This window comes from Mesorhizobium sp. 1M-11 (assembly GCF_001303895.1).
GTDB lineage: Bacteria > Pseudomonadota > Alphaproteobacteria > Rhizobiales > Rhizobiaceae > Mesorhizobium.
In genome coordinates this window covers 716,191-731,669 of the sequence record NZ_LJSD01000011.1, presented here as the reverse complement: position 1 = coordinate 731,669, position 15,479 = coordinate 716,191, and the positions used below count along the sequence as shown (strand labels likewise).

Annotated in this window: 14 protein-coding genes; 10 read left to right on the top strand and 4 right to left on the bottom strand. The window is 62.6% G+C overall.

Features of this window, described 5'->3' with window-relative positions:
* Positions 1-39: 39 nt before the first annotated feature.
* From deoC to AO692_RS07275, 3 genes are all read left to right on the top strand, one after another.
* The gene (gene deoC, locus AO692_RS07285) at positions 40-1,053 is read left to right on the top strand and encodes a deoxyribose-phosphate aldolase (RefSeq protein ID WP_082407237.1); all 1,014 of its coding nucleotides are present in this window, start codon (positions 40-42) and stop codon (positions 1,051-1,053) included.
* An 11-nt stretch (positions 1,054-1,064) separates the two neighbouring features.
* Positions 1,065-3,440 (top strand): aldehyde dehydrogenase family protein, encoded by a 2,376-nt coding sequence (locus AO692_RS07280; protein ID WP_054309343.1) that lies wholly within the window; start codon positions 1,065-1,067, stop codon positions 3,438-3,440.
* Between the two features lie 256 nt (positions 3,441-3,696).
* A complete protein-coding gene (locus AO692_RS07275) occupies positions 3,697-4,044 on the top strand; it encodes an ArsC family reductase (RefSeq protein ID WP_054309342.1) in 348 nt (115 codons plus the stop codon).
* A 99-nt stretch (positions 4,045-4,143) separates the two neighbouring features.
* Here AO692_RS07275 and AO692_RS07270 read toward each other — a convergent pair whose 3' ends face one another.
* From AO692_RS07270 to AO692_RS07260, 3 genes are all read right to left on the bottom strand, one after another.
* Positions 4,144-4,500: a DUF488 domain-containing protein gene (locus AO692_RS07270; RefSeq protein ID WP_054309341.1), complete on the bottom strand. Its 357-nt coding sequence runs from the start codon at positions 4,498-4,500 to the stop codon at positions 4,144-4,146.
* Between the two features lie 54 nt (positions 4,501-4,554).
* On the bottom strand, positions 4,555-5,811 hold the full coding sequence (locus AO692_RS07265; RefSeq protein ID WP_054309340.1) for an aminopeptidase: 1,257 nt from the start codon (positions 5,809-5,811) through the stop codon (positions 4,555-4,557).
* A 137-nt stretch (positions 5,812-5,948) separates the two neighbouring features.
* Positions 5,949-6,866: a LysR substrate-binding domain-containing protein gene (locus tag AO692_RS07260; RefSeq protein ID WP_054309339.1), complete on the bottom strand. Its 918-nt coding sequence runs from the start codon at positions 6,864-6,866 to the stop codon at positions 5,949-5,951.
* Positions 6,867-6,956: 90 nt separating this feature from the next.
* Between AO692_RS07260 and AO692_RS07255 the strand changes: the two genes are divergently transcribed.
* From AO692_RS07255 to sbmA, 3 genes are all read left to right on the top strand, one after another.
* Positions 6,957-7,154 (top strand): hypothetical protein, encoded by a 198-nt coding sequence (locus tag AO692_RS07255; protein ID WP_152979739.1) that lies wholly within the window; start codon positions 6,957-6,959, stop codon positions 7,152-7,154.
* 69 nt (positions 7,155-7,223) lie between these two features.
* The gene (locus tag AO692_RS07250; RefSeq protein WP_054309338.1) at positions 7,224-8,420 is read left to right on the top strand and encodes a YbfB/YjiJ family MFS transporter; all 1,197 of its coding nucleotides are present in this window, start codon (positions 7,224-7,226) and stop codon (positions 8,418-8,420) included.
* Positions 8,421-8,526: 106 nt separating this feature from the next.
* A complete protein-coding gene (sbmA, locus tag AO692_RS07245; protein WP_054309337.1) occupies positions 8,527-9,804 on the top strand; it encodes a peptide antibiotic transporter SbmA in 1,278 nt (425 codons plus the stop codon).
* 27 nt (positions 9,805-9,831) lie between these two features.
* Here sbmA and AO692_RS07240 read toward each other — a convergent pair whose 3' ends face one another.
* A complete protein-coding gene (locus AO692_RS07240; RefSeq protein ID WP_054309336.1) occupies positions 9,832-10,833 on the bottom strand; it encodes a hypothetical protein in 1,002 nt (333 codons plus the stop codon).
* Positions 10,834-11,074: 241 nt separating this feature from the next.
* On the opposite strand from AO692_RS07240, the gene AO692_RS07235 reads away from it, so the two are divergent.
* The 4 genes from AO692_RS07235 to AO692_RS07220 all read left to right on the top strand — a co-directional run bounded on the left by AO692_RS07235 (position 11,075) and on the right by AO692_RS07220 (position 15,433).
* The gene (locus tag AO692_RS07235) at positions 11,075-11,740 is read left to right on the top strand and encodes a tetratricopeptide repeat protein (RefSeq protein ID WP_054309335.1); all 666 of its coding nucleotides are present in this window, start codon (positions 11,075-11,077) and stop codon (positions 11,738-11,740) included.
* 6 nt (positions 11,741-11,746) lie between these two features.
* Positions 11,747-13,183, top strand: coding sequence for a ribosome biogenesis GTPase Der (gene der, locus AO692_RS07230; protein WP_054309334.1), 1,437 nt, complete (start codon positions 11,747-11,749; stop codon positions 13,181-13,183).
* A 437-nt stretch (positions 13,184-13,620) separates the two neighbouring features.
* Positions 13,621-14,808, top strand: coding sequence for a cell wall hydrolase (locus AO692_RS07225; protein WP_054309484.1), 1,188 nt, complete (start codon positions 13,621-13,623; stop codon positions 14,806-14,808).
* Positions 14,809-15,037: 229 nt separating this feature from the next.
* Positions 15,038-15,433: an AtpZ/AtpI family protein gene (locus AO692_RS07220; RefSeq protein ID WP_054309333.1), complete on the top strand. Its 396-nt coding sequence runs from the start codon at positions 15,038-15,040 to the stop codon at positions 15,431-15,433.
* Positions 15,434-15,479 lie beyond the last annotated feature (46 nt).

Here is a 15,479-nt window from a genome sequence, read left to right as displayed (position 1 = left end):
CCTCTTGCTGTCACCGTCCGGGCGTATGGGAGGTGTGAGATGAATGTCGTCGACAAACACAGGGGTGGCCAGGCCGCCGGCGCTGCCGCCTTCGCCAACCAGCCGCACCCATACAACCCGCCGATCCCGTTTTCACTGGACCCGATCGAGGCTGTCCGCGTCAACCTGAGCGCAGCCGAACGCCGCACGTCGTCACTCGGCGGCCGCCGCACAGTGAAGAAGGAATGGCAGGCTGCCTGGCTGGTGCGTGCGCTTCAGTGCATCGACCTCACCACGCTGAACGGCGACGACACCGCCGGCCGCGTGCGCCGGCTCTGCGCCAAGGCGCGCCAGCCGCTGCGCACTGATCTGCAGGAAGCGCTCGGCCTCGGCGACCGCACCATCACCACCGGCGCAATCTGTGTTTATCACCGTTTCGTCGCCACGGCAGTCGATGCGCTTCAGGGCTCGGGAATTCCCGTCGCCGCCGTCTCCACCGGTTTCCCTGCAGGCCTTTCGCCGCTCGATACACGGCTGAAGGAAATCGAAGCTTCCGTCGCCGACGGCGCCGAGGAGATCGACATCGTCATCACCCGCGAACATGTGCTGACCGGCAACTGGCAGGCCCTCTACGATGAGGTGAGGGCTTGCAAGGAGGCCTGCGGGCCAGCGCATATGAAGACGATCCTGGCCACCGGCGACCTGCAGACCTTGCGCAATGTCGCCCGTGCCTCCTGGGTGTCGATGATGGCCGGTTCCGATTTCATCAAGACCTCGACCGGCAAGGAGGCGATCAACGCCACGCTGCCGGTCACGCTGGTGATGATCCGCGCCATCCGCGACTATCGCGAGATGACCGGCCATGTCGTCGGCTACAAGCCGGCCGGCGGCATCTCCACCGCCAAGGACGCGATGGCCTATCTGGCGCTGATGAAGGAAGAGCTCGGCAACGACTGGCTGCAGCCCAATTTGTTCCGTTTCGGCGCGTCGTCCTTGCTCGCCGACATCGAGCGCCAGCTCGAACATTATGTCACCGGTCGTTACGCGGCCTTCAGCCACCACGCGATTGCGTAACGGGGGTCTCCATGTCGATCGCAGAAATCCTGGACACGATGGAATACGGCCCGGCGCCCGAGAGCGACAAGGAAGCCCGCGCCTGGATCAAGGGGCTTGGCGGCGAAACCAGGCTGTTCATCGGCGGCGCCTGGAAAAAGGCCAAGTCGGGCGAAAGCTTCGAGACCATGTCGCCGTCGAACGGCGAGGTCCTGACCAGGCTGGCGCAGGCGAATGCCGCGGACGTCGATGCCGCGGTCAAGGCCGCTGCCAAGTCGCAGCCCGGCTGGGCTGCACTTCCCGGCCATGTCCGGGCCCGTTACCTCTATGCGATCGCCCGGCTGATCCAGCGCCACAGCCGCCTGTTCGCGGTGGTGGAGACGCTCGACAACGGCAAGCCGATCCGCGAAACCCGCGACATCGACATTCCGCTGGTCGCCCGCCATTTTTATCATCATGCCGGCTGGGCCCAACTGATGGATGGCGAACTGGCCGACAGGGAACCCCTCGGCGTCTGCGGCCAGATCATTCCCTGGAATTTCCCGCTTTTGATGCTGGCCTGGAAGATCGCGCCGGCGATCGCGCTCGGAAACACGGTGGTGCTGAAGCCGGCCGAATACACATCGCTCACTGCGCTTCTGTTCGCCGAAATCTGCCAGAAGGCCGGCCTGCCGGAAGGCGTGGTGAACATCATCACCGGCGACGGTGCGACCGGCGAGGCCATCGTCAATCATCTGGGCATCGCCAAGATCGCCTTCACCGGTTCGACCGAGGTCGGGCGCCGCATCCGCGAGGCGACTGCCGGTTCGGGCAAGAGCCTGACCCTGGAGCTCGGCGGCAAGTCGCCGTTTATCGTCTTCGACGATGCTGACCTCGACGCTGCGGTCGAAGGCGTTGTCGACGCCATCTGGTTCAACCAGGGCCAGGTCTGCTGCGCCGGTTCGCGCCTGCTGGTGCAGGAGAGCGTGCAGGAGCGTTTCATCGCGAAGCTGGTTGCGCGCATGGAGACGCTGCGTGTTGGCGACCCGCTCGACAAGGCAATCGACATCGGTGCCATCGTGCACCCGGTGCAGTTGGCGCGCATCCGCGAGCTGGTCGATGTCGGCGTCAAGGAAGGTGCCGTTCTGCATCAGCCCAAATCAGGCGTGCCGACAAAGGGGTGTTTCTACCCACCGACGCTGCTTATCGGCGTGCACCCGGCCGCCACCGTTTCGCGCGTCGAGATCTTCGGGCCGGTGCTTGTCGCCACCACCTTCCGCACCCCGGCTGAAGCGGTCGAACTCGCCAACAACACCGAATATGGCCTGGCCGCCTCGGTCTGGTCGGAGACGCTGTCGCTGGCGCTGGACATTGCGCCCAAGCTGAAATGCGGCGTCGTCTGGGTCAACGGCACCAACATGTTCGACGCCGGCGTCGGCTTCGGCGGTTACAAGGAATCCGGCTATGGCCGCGAGGGCGGTCGCGAAGGCCTGGCCGCCTATTGCAAGCCGAAATGGCTGGCCAAGGCCAAGCCGATTGCCGCTACGCCGGCCATCGAGCCCAATGGCGATGTGGTATCCACCGGCTTCATCGACCGCACCGCCAAACTCTATGTCGGCGGCAAGCAGGCCAGGCCGGATGGTGGTTATTCGCGCCCGATCGTCTCGCCTTCCGGTGCCCTGGTCGGCGAGGTCGGCGACGGCAATCGCAAGGATATCCGCAACGCCGTGGAGGCCGCGCGCAAGGCGACCGGCTGGGCGACGACCGCCGAGCACAGCCGCGCACAGATCCTCTATTACATCGCCGAAAATCTCGACGCGCGCTCGGGCGAGTTCGCCGACCGCCTTGCCGCAATGACCGGCAAGCGCAAGCAGGATGCGGCCAAAGAGGTTGCCGCTTCCGTGTCGCGGCTGTTCTCCTACGGCGCCTGGGCCGACAAATTCGAAGGCGCGGTACATAAGCCGCCGCTGCGCGGCGTGGCGCTCGCCATGAACGAGCCGGTCGGTGTCCTGGGCATCGCGTGCCCGGAAGACCATGGCCTGCTCGGTTTCGTCTCGACCTTTGCGCCGGCGATCGCCATGGGCAACCGGGTTGTCGTTCTGCCATCATCGCGACAGGCGCTTGCCGCCACCGATTTCTACCAGGTGCTGGAGACGTCCGATGTACCGGACGGCGTCGTCAACATCGTCACCGGCGATCGTGACGCGCTGGCGCTCGAATTGGCCAAGCACGAGGAAGTCGACGGCATCTGGTATTTCGGTGGCCGCGATGCGGCGGCCAAGATCGAAAAGGCCTCGACTGGCAACCTCAAGCAGGTCTGGACCGAGACGGTTCAGCGTGACTGGTATGACGGACGCCAGGGCGAGGGCAGGGAACTGCTTTCCCGCGCCGTTCAGGTGAAAAACATCTGGGTGCCGTACGGCGAGTAGCGCCCTTTCCGCCTCCCCGTTCACGGGGGTCCGAAGGACGGGCGAGACGCGTGGCTCGCTCCGGTAAAAGTGCCCGAAGGGCGGATGAGGGGCGGCACCAAGCGGATGGAAGTCGGCTCTGCCCCTCACTGTCCTGCCGGACATCTCTCCCCGCAACGGGGAGAGAGTAGCAGCTTCGACGTGGTGGCATGAGAGCGGCGCCAGCGCTACGAATCGGCTACTCGCTACCTGACGAACCGAACCGAGGAACCCAGCTTTGACCATCACCATGTACGGCATCCCGAACTGCGATACGATCAAAAAGGCGCGCGTCTGGCTGGACGGCCACAAGGTCGGCTACGCTTTCCATGACTATCGCGCCTCGGGCATCGAGCCTGATCGCCTGCAGGGCTGGATCGAAAAGCTTGGCTGGGAAGTGCTGCTCAACAAGGCGAGCACCACGTTCAGAGAGTTGCCGGATGACAAGAAACAAGGCATCGACGCCAAGAAAGCCAAGGCGCTGATGCTGGCCAGCCCGACCATGATCAAGCGTCCCGTACTCGAAGCAGGCGACCGGCTGCTGGTCGGCTTCAAGCCGGATATCTACGAACGCGAACTCGGCTAGAGCGCCGCGCGTCCATTCGGACGCGCAAAGGACGCTCTAACGCTTTTAAGCTGCGCATCGTGCTTTCCGAAAATCGAGTCCGATTTTCGGGCCGATGCGCTAAGCCTGTTCGCGAAGATAGCCCGCCAGTGCCACCGCGTTGTTGTAGCGTTCTTCATGCGCGCCGTAGAGCAAGGTGACGCGGCCGTGCTCCAGCAGGCTGGCCAGTTCGCGCAGCGGCTCCTGCTTGCCGGCCAGTTCTCCCTGATATCGTTTCTGGAATTCTTCCCAGCGCTCAGGCTGGTGATCGAACCATTTGCGCAGGGCATCGCTCGGCGCGATCTCCTTCAGCCATAGGCTCAACGCCGCCTTTTCCTTCGTCAGGCCGCGCGGCCAGACCCGGTCGACCAGCACGCGCTGGCCGTCTGAAGCCGCGGCCGGCTCGTAGACGCGTTTGACCACGATGTCGAAAGCCATGGGCGCCTCCATGATGTCGGGCGGGACAGCCCGCCCGACCGTGTTAGAGCGAGGTCAGGCCCACTCGCCCTGGCGCATCACCGGAACGGTGCTGCCGTCCTTGTTGACGCCGTCGATGTCGACCTTGTTCGAGCCGATCATCCAGTCGATGTGGATGAAGCTCTTATTGCCGCCGCGCGCCGCGATCTCGTCCTGCGAAAGCTTGTCGCCACCGACGAAACATTTCGAATAGCACTGGCCGAGCGCGATGTGGCACGAGGCGTTCTCATCGAACAGCGTGTTGTAGAACAGGATGCCGCTCGCCGAGATCGGCGAGGAGTGCGGCACCAGCGCCACTTCGCCCAGCCGGCGCGCGCCCTCATCGGTGTCCAGCACCTTCTGCAGCACGTCCTCGCCCTTGGCGGCCTTCGCTTCCACGATGCGGCCCTCCTCGAAACGCACCGAGATCTCGTCGATCAGCGTGCCCTGGTAGGACAGCGGCTTGGTTGAAGAAACATGGCCGGTCACGCGCCGCGCATGCGGCGTGGTGAAGACTTCCTCGGTCGGGATGTTCGGGTTGCAGGTGATGCCGTTCTTGGCGGTGGAAGCGCCGCCCATCCACTCGTGCCCGTCGGCAAGGCCGACGGTCAGGTCGGTGCCCGGACCCTTGAAATGCAGGGCGTGGAAATTGTGCCCGTTCAGCCATTTCGTGCGTTCGGCCAGCGCGGCGTTGTGCGCCCTCCAGGCCCCGATCGGATCGTTATTGTTCACGCGGCTGGCCGCGAATATCGCGTCCGCCAGCTTGGCGACTGCGACGTCGTCGGTTTCGCCCGGGAACACCTGCTTCGCCCAGGCGAGTTCCGGATAGGCGACGATGTTCCAGTTGATGTCGAAGCCGGTGATCTTTTCCAGCGCCGGCTGGTAAGCGACGGAGTTCGCCTTGTTGGCGCGCGAGACCTTGGCCGGGTCCTGGGCCGACAACAGCGACGGGTCGTCGCCCCGCACGGCTAGCCGCGCGGCATTGTTGGAGAAGGCCTTGGCCATGCCTTCGTAAAGCCAGCCGGCGGCGCGGTCGAATCCGGCGTCGGCGCCATAGCGGAAGCGGGCCAGTGTGATCTCGTCGTCGTTGAAGATCGGAGTCACCAGCCCGGCGCCTGCCTTGTAGGCATGCTCGACGATCTTGCGTGTCAGTGGCAGCGCGGCAATCGAGGAGGTCAGTACCAGATCCTGGCCAGGCTGCAGCTGCAAACCAACCTTGACCACCACTTCGGCCAGGCGTTCGAGCTTCACCGGATCGATGGCAGCGGAAAAATCGCGGGCGTGGGATGTCATGGTCTGGCCTCGGCTGTTGGTGATGTCATTCTACATAGACCGCCGGGGCGTCGCTTTCCACATCGCATCGACCCGAAAATCGGCCATCGATCTTCGGAAAGCACGATGCGCAGCAAAGAGACGATTGGTCCTCGGGGTCAGGCGGCTGCGGGCTCGCTCGGCGTGGCAAAGGTTGCCATGGTCACTTCGATCTCCTCGCGCAGCCATGCCTTGAAGTCGCGCACCTTGCGGCTTTCCGGTTCCGGGTCCGTCACCATCCAATAGCCGAGCCCGCTTGGCGCACGCACGCCGAAGGGCGCAACCAGGCGACCGTCGGCCAGGGCATCGGCGCATAGCAATTGCCAGCCCAGCATGACGCCATGGCCGGCAATCGTCGATTCCAGGCACAGCATCGGGTCGGTGAAGGAAGCGCCCTTGAGCAGCGTCACCGGCTCGGCGCCGGCGGCCCTGAACCAGTTCTCCCAGGCGATCATCGTGCGCTCGTCGGTGATCGCATAGGCATTGGCCAGATCGGCGGGGGTCTTCAGTTTTGCTGCGATCGACGGCGCGCAAACCGGGAAGATCTCCTGCGCCAGAAGCAGTTCCGCATGCAGGCCCGGCCATTTGCCGTTGCCGAGCCGGATTCCGATATCGATTTCGGAATTGCCGGGATCGACCAGCCTGACAGAAGCGTCGATGCGCAGGAGAACATTGGGGTAACGCGTGAAATGCCGCGAAAGCCTCGGCATCAGCCATTTCGAGGCGAAAGCCGGCGCCACCGATACCACCAGCGTACAGCGCGATGCGTCGTCGGCGAGCGCCACGGCTTGCGTCAGTTCGCGAAAACCCCTGGCCAAGCGGGTCGCGAACTGGCTGCCGAAATCTGTCAGCACAAGGCCGGACGTCGTGCGCTCGAACAGCGCGAGTCCAAGCTGCCTCTCGGTACGGTTGATCTGCTGGCTGACCGCGCTCGGCGAAACGCCAAGCTCGCCGGCCGCAGCTGACAGCGAGCCCAGACGTGCGACGGCCTCTACGGCACGCAGGCCATTGAGATGGATTCGGTTCAACGGAGCCATGAAGTTTTTCTAAACCCGCGCCGCGCAAATCTCAATTGAATCCACGCAGTTTGGTGGCAGAATCCCGACTGAGAAAGAGGAGCTGCCGCCATGACGCTTTTCTCCTTGCTGAACCCGTTCAGGGAATTCTTGCCGTCTCGTCCAACCGAAGGGGATATCGCCGGCTGGGTGCGCGACCCGCTTTCGCATCCGGTGCTCGATTCCATGTCGGAGCGTGAACTGGGCGACATGCCGTTCAGGCTGACCGCGCGGCGGACGGCTTTCGAGACGGCAAGATGCGGCGCATGACGCAAACGGCGCGACTGGCCTAAGCGAAACGCATTGCCTCGCAGGCGCACGCTTTTATTGTGCACTGCAATGAACGCGACCTCGGCCTCACCGCTACGCTTTGCCTTTGCCGGCCTGATCGCAATGGCGGTCGCCATGGGTATCGGTCGTTTCGTCTATACGCCGATCCTGCCTGGCATGATGGAGGAACTCCATCTGTCCGCAGGCGATGCCGGCCTGATCGCCTCACTCAACTATCTCGGCTACCTGCTCGGTGCGTTCGCCGCCGCCGGCGGCTGGGCGCATGGCCGCGAGCGCCCGATCATGCTGGCTTCGCTGGCTGCGAGCGGCATCCTGGCTGGCCTGATGGGTTTCACGGATTCGACGCTGGCCTTCCTCGTGATCCGCTTCCTTGCCGGTGTCGCCAGCGCTTTCGTCATCGTATTCCTGGCGGCGATCGTCTTCAGCCATCTTGCCGTGGCCGGGCGCAACGGGCTGCAGGCACTGCATTTCAGCGGCGTCGGCCTTGGCATTGCCGTCTCTTCCCTGATGATGGCCCTGCTGGTGAGTAGCCACGCCACCTGGGTAGCCGGTTGGATGATGGCTGCGTCGCTTTCCCTCGTGGGTTTCGTCGCGACGGTTTTGATGATCGATCGTGGCCCGGCGCTGGCCAGCGGTTCGGGACGGGAGCCAGCTTTGAAGTGGAGTGCGCCGCTGGTGAAGGTCACCATCGCCTACGGCCTGTTCGGCTTCGGTTACATCATCACCGCCACCTTCCTGGTTGCCATTGTGCGTCAGGGCGGTGGCAGCCGCACCTTTGAGGCGATGGTCTGGATGGTGACGGGACTTGCCGGCATGCCTTCGATCTGGCTGTGGCAGAAGATCGCCGGCAGGACCGGGCTGTATATCGCCTATGCCCTGGCGTCCCTGGTCGAGGCAGTGGGCGTGACCGCCAGCGTGGCGATGAGCTTGCCCATCGGACCCTTGCTTGGCGGGTTCTTCCTCGGTTGCACCTTCATCGCCATCACCGCGCTAGGCCTCCAGGCGGGCAGGGTGCTGTCACCGCAGTCGCCGCGCCGCGCCTTCGCGCTGATGACTGCTAGTTTCGGCATCGGTCAGTTGATCGGCCCGCTGGTTGCGGGGGTGCTAGCCGAACGTTCGGACGGCAGTTTCTTTGTCCCCTCGATCGCCGCAGCCGTCATTCTCGTCATCTCAGCGGTGATTGTCTGGTCGGCTGGCCGGAACGCCAAACAGCAAGCGCAAGAAGAAGCGCGCTCGCCAACGTGACGAAAATGTAATTCGCCGGCGAGCCGCCGCACCATTTCTTTGCCGCAAAAACTGTGACTTGATGCTTGCGAATCGCAACCGCGCATCATCTGGGGGTAGGCAAACCGTGTTCGTATCTTTCTTCCCGAGGCCGAAGCTGTTTTTCATCTCGGCTGCGGCGTGGTCGCTTTTCCTGATCTTGTTGTGGTTTTTCGGCGGACAGCAATTTGGCTCGGTGCTTGGACTTGGACCTGCTGATCCTGCCACTCCGCCGATCATCGGCATCAGCGTGTTCTGGTCCAAGCCATTTCTATGGTTCTACATTTATTATGCCGTAAGCGTCCTTGTATTTTATGTATTCTGGGCCTGGTTTGCGCCTCACCCGTGGCAGAACTGGTCAATCCTGGTCACGTCGCTGATCCTGTTCCTGATCTATTTCACCGTGCAGGTCAGCGTGGCGGTAAACAACTGGTACGGGCCGTTTTACGACTACGTCCAAGGCCTGATGTCGGGGACAAGGCAGTCCACCAATGCGGAATATTATTGGGGGATGGCCAGTTTCGCCTGGTTGGCGCTGGTCGGCATGAATGTGCAGGTCATCAATATCTTCATCGTCCAGCACTGGATCTTCCGCTGGCGCACCGCCATGAATGACTATTTCATGGCGAATTGGGACAAGCTGCGTCACATCGAGGGTGCTGCGCAGCGCGTTCAGGAAGACACCATGCGCTTTTCCCAGATCATGGAAGACCTGGGTTCTTCATTCGTGCAGTCGATCATGACACTGATCGCCTTCCTGCCTGTCCTGATCCAGCTACAGCAGCACATCACGGAAATGCCGCTTGTCGGCGCCATTCCCCAACCGCTTGTCTTTGCGGCCTTGGCCTGGTGTTTTTTCGGTACCATTGCCGTCATGGTGGCGGGCATCAAACTGCCAGGCCTGCAATTCCGCAACCAGCGCGTTGAAGCCGCCTATCGCAAGGAACTCGTCTATGGCGAGGATCATGCCGACAGGGCGCAGCCTGTCACGACCAGGGAATTGTTTGCCAACGTTCGCCGCAACTATTTCCGGCTCTATGGGCACTACGTCTATTTCAACATCGTTCGCTACACGTATCTCCAGGCGGACAATATCTATTCCGGTCTGATCCTGGGCCCGTCGCTGGTCGCGCATAAGATAACGTTTGGCGTGTTCAGCCAGATCTCCAATGCTTTCGGACGGGTTACCAACTCGCTGCAGTTCTTGCTCAATTCCTGGTCGACCATCGTCGAGCTTCAGTCGATCCACAAGCGCCTGCGCGCCTTCGAAGCGACGCTCGCGGGCGAACCTCTGCCGGATATCGATCAGCACTATCTGGACCGTCAGGGCGATGGCATGCGGCCCGAAGACCAGCCGGCCTCCTGATCGGAAGCGGGAAATGATGTGGGCGGTTCAGCCGCCCACCGTCGCCGGCTTTGTTGGTTTGCCGCGAGCCAGATAGTCGCGATAGCTGATGCATTCGACGTCGGCTTTCACGCAGACCTCCCCGGCGAAACGCTCTAGAGCGTTCCAGTAGGTGCCGTCGTTCATCAGCGTAAAGTGGAAGCCGAGCTCGAGCGGAATGCGCTTACCCGTATATTGCTTGTCGAAGGCCGCGCGGAACGCTTCGTAGGTCCGCTCTTCGAATTCCTTGGCCTGGCTTGGCCGTTCGAAACCGCCGGAATGGCGAACGAACAGATTGTAGTCCATGGCAATGACAGGGCGCCGCTTTGGCCCCTCCGGGATCAGCGGCAGCGAAAAACGGGTCATGCCACCGGACGTCGTCGGCAAGGCGGGGCCTTGCGAGACACCGCTGGCATCATAGGTGAAGCCCGCTTGCGGCAACGCCAGATAGAGACCTTTGCCCGTCGACAGATAAGGAGCACGGAAGCCGGTCACCGCTTTGGCCAGCTCGCGCCAGCCGGCAGGCTCGGCGGCGATGCCGTTGATCGTGTAGGCATTCTCCAGGATGCGCCGCGCGGCGCCGAGCTCAGCCAGCCAGTCGCTCTTGCTCCAGTCCTTGCCGTCGAAATGGCCGCAGGCATGGCTGCCGAGATCATGCCCTTCTGCGACCGCAAGATTGATCTGCTCCAGTCGCTCCGCCACTTCTTCCTTGGAGGCGGCAAAGCCGATGTTGGATTTTCCCGTTCCCTTGGGAGGCGTGACATAGTCCTTGCGGGTCTCCTTCGAGAGAAGGAACACACAGGACAGGAAATAGCTGAAATGCGCGCCGGTGCGCTGCGCCAATGCGCGACTGCGTTTCCATTGCGCGATGTCACGCGCATTGTCGAAGGAAATGATGACGACCTGCTTTGGCGCGGCCGGGATTCGCGATCGTGGGGGATCGGCAAACGCCGCCGTCGCAGTGGCGGCGATCAGGCTGGAATACGCAAGCACGCGGAATGGACTGGGCATCGTCGGTACAAAAACTACAATTCGTCCAGATGGATAAGCGATTGGCGGTGCCCGGGCAATGGTGGCACCTCAATCGCCTAATCTTGAAATGTGGCGCCGGTGCGTTTTTTCAAATGTCGAGGACGTGGGCGCGAGCGCCGATTTTCCTGCTCCCCCCTTCCATGCCGACGAAATTCCGCTACAAGGCGGGGCTTATCTTTTGGCTCGGCACTTGTTTGGCTGGGCGGCAATGGTTTGATTGATGTCCGACGACAGTTTTATCCGCGAAGTCAACGAAGAGATCCGCAGCGAACGTGCCAAGGCGTTGTGGGATCGCTTTGGCCCCATCCTGATCGGCGCTGCCGTGCTGATCGTGCTCGGCACCGCCGCCTTCGTCGGCTACCGCTATTGGGATACCAGCCGCGCGAACCGTTCCGGTGACGCTTTCTCCCAGGCGTTGACGCTTGCCAATGACGGCAAGCAGGATGAGGCGCTGACCGCGCTTTCCACGCTGGAGAAGGATGGTTACGGTGCCTATCCGCTCCTCGCCCGTATGCGCGCCGCCACCGTCAAGGCCGACAAGGGTGACTTCGCCGGTGCGGTGAAGGATTTCGACGGTGTCGCCGCCGATGGCTCGATTCCGGCTTCGATCCGCGACATAGCCCGCCTGCGTGCCGGCCTGATTCTGGTTGATCACGGAAGCTTCGCCGACGTCTCCAGCCGCGTTGAGGCGCTGACCGCCGACACCAGCCCGTTGCGCCATACCGCGCGCGAAACGCTTGGTCTGTCGGCTTGGAAGGAAGGCAAGTCGAAGGACGCGCTCAAGCTCTTCGAACAGATCGCCGCGGATGAGGGCGCGCCGGGGAATGCGCGCCAGCGCGCCTCGATGATGGCCGATCTGATCCGCGGTTCCGGCAACGCATCGTGATGGGCAATGAGCTTCAAAGTCGCCATCATCGGCCGGCCTAACGTCGGCAAGTCCACGCTTTTCAACCGCCTTGCCGGTCGAAAGCTGGCCCTTGTCGACGACACGCCTGGTGTCACCCGCGACCGCCGCGTTCATCCTGCCAAGCTCTACGACATCACATTCGATGTGGTGGACACCGCCGGCTTCGAGGACGCGCCGGCATCGACGCTGCCCGGTCGCATGCGCCAGCAGACCGAGATCGCCATCCGCGAGGCCGACCTCATCTTTTTCCTGATGGACGCCAAGGCCGGCCTGATGCCGGACGACCGCACCTTCGCCGAAGTTGTGCGCCGCTCCGGCAAGCCGGTCGTGCTGGTTGCCAACAAGGCAGAAGCGCGGGGTGCCCAGGGTGGCATGCTGGAAGCCTGGGAACTCGGCCTTGGCGAACCCGTACCCGTTTCAGCCGAACACGGCCAGGGCATGCCGGATCTGCGGGATGCAGTCATCGCGGCGCTCGGCGAAGAACGGGTGTTCGGCGAGGACGAGGACGCCGACGACGAGATTGCCGTCTCCGAAGTGCTGATCGGCGAGGACATCGCCGATCCGGACGCGGAAGATGTACCGGCCTATGACGAGGCAAAGCCGCTGCGCATTGCCGTGGTTGGGCGGCCCAATGCCGGCAAGTCGACCCTGATCAACGCGCTGATTGGTGAAGAGCGCCTGCTGACCGGACCGGAGGCAGGCATTACTCGCGATTCCATATCCGTCGATTGGGATTGGCGGGGCCGCCAGATCAAGCTGTTCGATACTGCCGGCATGCGCCGCAAGGCCAAGGTCCAGGAGAAGCTGGAGAAGCTGTCGGTCACCGATGGCCTGCGCGCGATGCGTTTCGCGGAAGTCGTGATCATCGTCCTCGATGCGACGATCCCATTCGAGAAGCAGGATCTACAGATTGCCGACCTGATCATCCGCGAGGGCAGGGCGCCTGTCATCGCCTTCAACAAATGGGATCTGATCGATCATCCGCAGGAAGTGTTGGCGGATCTGCGCGAGAAGACCGAGCGACTGCTGCCGCAAGCGCGCGGCATTCAGGCCGTCACCGTTTCGGCCGAGACCGGGCGTGGCCTCGACAAGCTGATGGATGCCGTCGTGCGCACCCATAAGGTCTGGAACAGCCGCGTCTCCACCGGCAAGCTGAATCGCTGGCTGGAAGGCATCCTGGCGCACCATCCACCGCCCGCGGTCGCCGGGCGCCGGCTCAAGATCAAATATGTCACTCAGGCTAAGACGCGCCCGCCGGGCTTTGTCGTTTCGTGCTCGCGGCCGGACGCTTTGCCGCAATCCTATGTGCGCTATCTGGTCAACAGCCTGCGTGAATCCTTCGACATGCCTGGCGTGCCGATCCGCATGGCGTTGCGTACGTCGGACAATCCTTTCGCCGGCCGCGCCAGAAAGAAGAACTAGAGCCTCAGGTCCGTTGTCAGGCAACGCTGCGCAGGCATGTCTGGCTTAGCCACTTTAGGGGGGCACCGCGCTGTCCGCCACGCTGGTGTTGGCCGGCATCTCCGTCTCGTCATGGTACGGCGTGGCCTATCCTCACGCTGGCCGGTGCCGAACGTGCCGGAAGTGCGCTTGGTCCGGCCAACGCGCTGGTCTTCATCGGCTTTTTCCTGGTGCCGCTTTCCATCCCGCATCTTCTGGCGGCAACATCCTGGGCCGGCATCTGGCTGGCGGCAGCAATGTGCGCCCTCGTTGCCTTGCCAATCCTGCTTAAGCCGGAGCCTCGGGCTTAAGTTGGCGTCCCGTTTTCAGACAGGTTCGCGACGATCATTAACCGACCATCAAGGTTAATGCTTCATTTTGCTTTCCAGTGGGTTTTGATCAGCGTCCTGGAGAGTTCCGTGCATCGACGATTCGCAAAGCGGCTTCTCGCCGCCGCCGGTGACCGCAAGCGTTCTCTCCTCCCTTCACTGGCTGTCGGCCTGGGCATCTGGATCGGTTTTCCGACAGCTGTCGCCTATTCGGACATGACCAGCCTGATTTCGGGTCTCGGATCCTCCAATGCCCGTTGGAATGCCTATGTGCAGAAGGCAGCCGCCGGTTCCATCCATGCTGCCGAACTGCCTTTCGTCGACAAGGATGCCATCACCGGATCGCTTGCAGGTTCCGGTGTCAGCCTGCCTGGTGTCGGCACGGTCGCCTTCAGCGGCAAGGTCGCGAAAACCGGAGAGGTTTCCGACGAAGCCCGTGTTCAGCGCGCTGACAAGAAAGGCCGCATCGTCAAGATCGCGCCGGTGGCGCCGCCGAAGAATTTTTCCGCCGGTTCCATCTTCCAGCGGACCTCTTCGCTGTTGCGCCCAAGCCTTGACAGTGGGCTGAAACTCGCTTTCGCCAAGCCCGATATCAAGGGCAAGGAAGTCCAGATCGCATCGGCCTTCCATCTGCGCGAGGAGAAGAAGAAGGACGACGGCGTGTCATCGATGCTGGCCGGCCTCATCACCAACCAGAATGCCGACGTCCTCGCCACGGCCTATGCGCCAGCCGAGCCGGATTACGCCAAGGCGTCACCTTTCGAAGCTTTGCTGCAGGACGAGAAGCCGAGTGGCGGCCGTTTCATTCCCCCGATGGGCAAGGGCGATCACGCCTGGATGCAGAACCCGTTGCCGGCTTCGGTCTTTTCCAAGCCCGAGCAGAAGTGTCTCGCCAACGGCATCTATTTCGAAGCCCGCAGCGAATCGCTGCGCGGTCAGGCCGCCGTTGCCCAGGTCATCCTCAATCGCGTCCGCAATCCCGCCTATCCGAAGTCGATCTGCGGCGTCGTCTATCAGAACGACGACTGGCTGAACCGTTGCCAGTTCTCCTTCGCTTGTGACGGTCGTCGCAAACGCATCACGGAACCGGAGCATTACAAGGTCGCCCAGGAAATCGGCATGGCCGTCACAGCCGGCAAGATCTTCCTGCCTGAAGTCGGCTCATCGACGCACTATTATGCCGCCTACGTAAGCCCTGGCTGGGCGCGGGCGATGAAGAAGATGACGAAGATCGGCCTGCACATCTTCTACCGCACCTATGGCGGTGGCTGGAGCTGAGCCGGCAAGGCCGGCTTTCAGGGCCGGTCGGAGGGACAGATTCTCTCCCCGTCCTGTCCACTTCATGTCGGGCACGATGTCGCACTTGCTTAAGCATTTGATTTAGCTGCGGAAAATACTTGCCGACAAAGCTTCCCCCTCGGCTTGACGGGGGGAAGGCCTCTAACTATGTTGCCCGCGACTTGAAAGCGGGCGAACGGCGACGTTTTGGCCGGGCAGGGAGGTTGCGATGGCCGATAAGAACAGGCCAAGCGGAACCGGACGGACAGGCGGCGACGCCGAGCCGAGCTTTCACGACGACGATCTTGAGCGCCGGCGGCGCGCACTTGAAGCAGGTCTTGCGACAAGGCGACCGGACCGGGGCCAGGGGGAAGAAGCAAAGAATGCCGGCGGCACCTCCGGGTATGGCCAGGCTTTCAAGCTGTCGAGCGAGTTCATTGCCGGCATAGCCGTCGGCACCGGGCTGGGCTGGATGGTCGATCGTCTGGCGGGTTCATCGCCCTGGGGGTTGATCGTTGGCTTGTTGCTCGGCTTCGGAGCCGGCATATTGAATGTGCTGCGTTCTGCGGGGGCTGTCGCCGAGTTTGGACAGGGCGGTAAGCGTCCGGACGAACCGAAGAAGTAAAGAGCGGCCTCGTTTCGAAGCCGGACTGAATGCAAAAAGCCTGATT

What these genes read in the sequence shown, in the direction of transcription:
- deoC (WP_082407237.1), top strand. Translation starts at nt 40, where the DNA reads ATGAATGTCGTCGACAAACACAGGGGTGGCCAGGCCGCCGGCGCTGCC.
- AO692_RS07280 (WP_054309343.1), top strand. Translation starts at nt 1,065, where the DNA reads ATGTCGATCGCAGAAATCCTGGACACGATGGAATACGGCCCGGCGCCC.
- AO692_RS07270 (WP_054309341.1), bottom strand. Translation starts at nt 4,500, where the DNA reads ATGGCTTTCGACATCGTGGTCAAACGCGTCTACGAGCCGGCCGCGGCT.
- AO692_RS07265 (WP_054309340.1), bottom strand. Translation starts at nt 5,811, where the DNA reads ATGACATCCCACGCCCGCGATTTTTCCGCTGCCATCGATCCGGTGAAG.
- AO692_RS07260 (WP_054309339.1), bottom strand. Translation starts at nt 6,866, where the DNA reads ATGGCTCCGTTGAACCGAATCCATCTCAATGGCCTGCGTGCCGTAGAG.
- AO692_RS07255 (WP_152979739.1), top strand. Translation starts at nt 6,957, where the DNA reads ATGACGCTTTTCTCCTTGCTGAACCCGTTCAGGGAATTCTTGCCGTCT.
- AO692_RS07250 (WP_054309338.1), top strand. Translation starts at nt 7,224, where the DNA reads ATGAACGCGACCTCGGCCTCACCGCTACGCTTTGCCTTTGCCGGCCTG.
- AO692_RS07240 (WP_054309336.1), bottom strand. Translation starts at nt 10,833, where the DNA reads ATGCCCAGTCCATTCCGCGTGCTTGCGTATTCCAGCCTGATCGCCGCC.
- AO692_RS07235 (WP_054309335.1), top strand. Translation starts at nt 11,075, where the DNA reads ATGTCCGACGACAGTTTTATCCGCGAAGTCAACGAAGAGATCCGCAGC.
- der (WP_054309334.1), top strand. Translation starts at nt 11,747, where the DNA reads ATGAGCTTCAAAGTCGCCATCATCGGCCGGCCTAACGTCGGCAAGTCC.
- AO692_RS07220 (WP_054309333.1), top strand. Translation starts at nt 15,038, where the DNA reads ATGGCCGATAAGAACAGGCCAAGCGGAACCGGACGGACAGGCGGCGAC.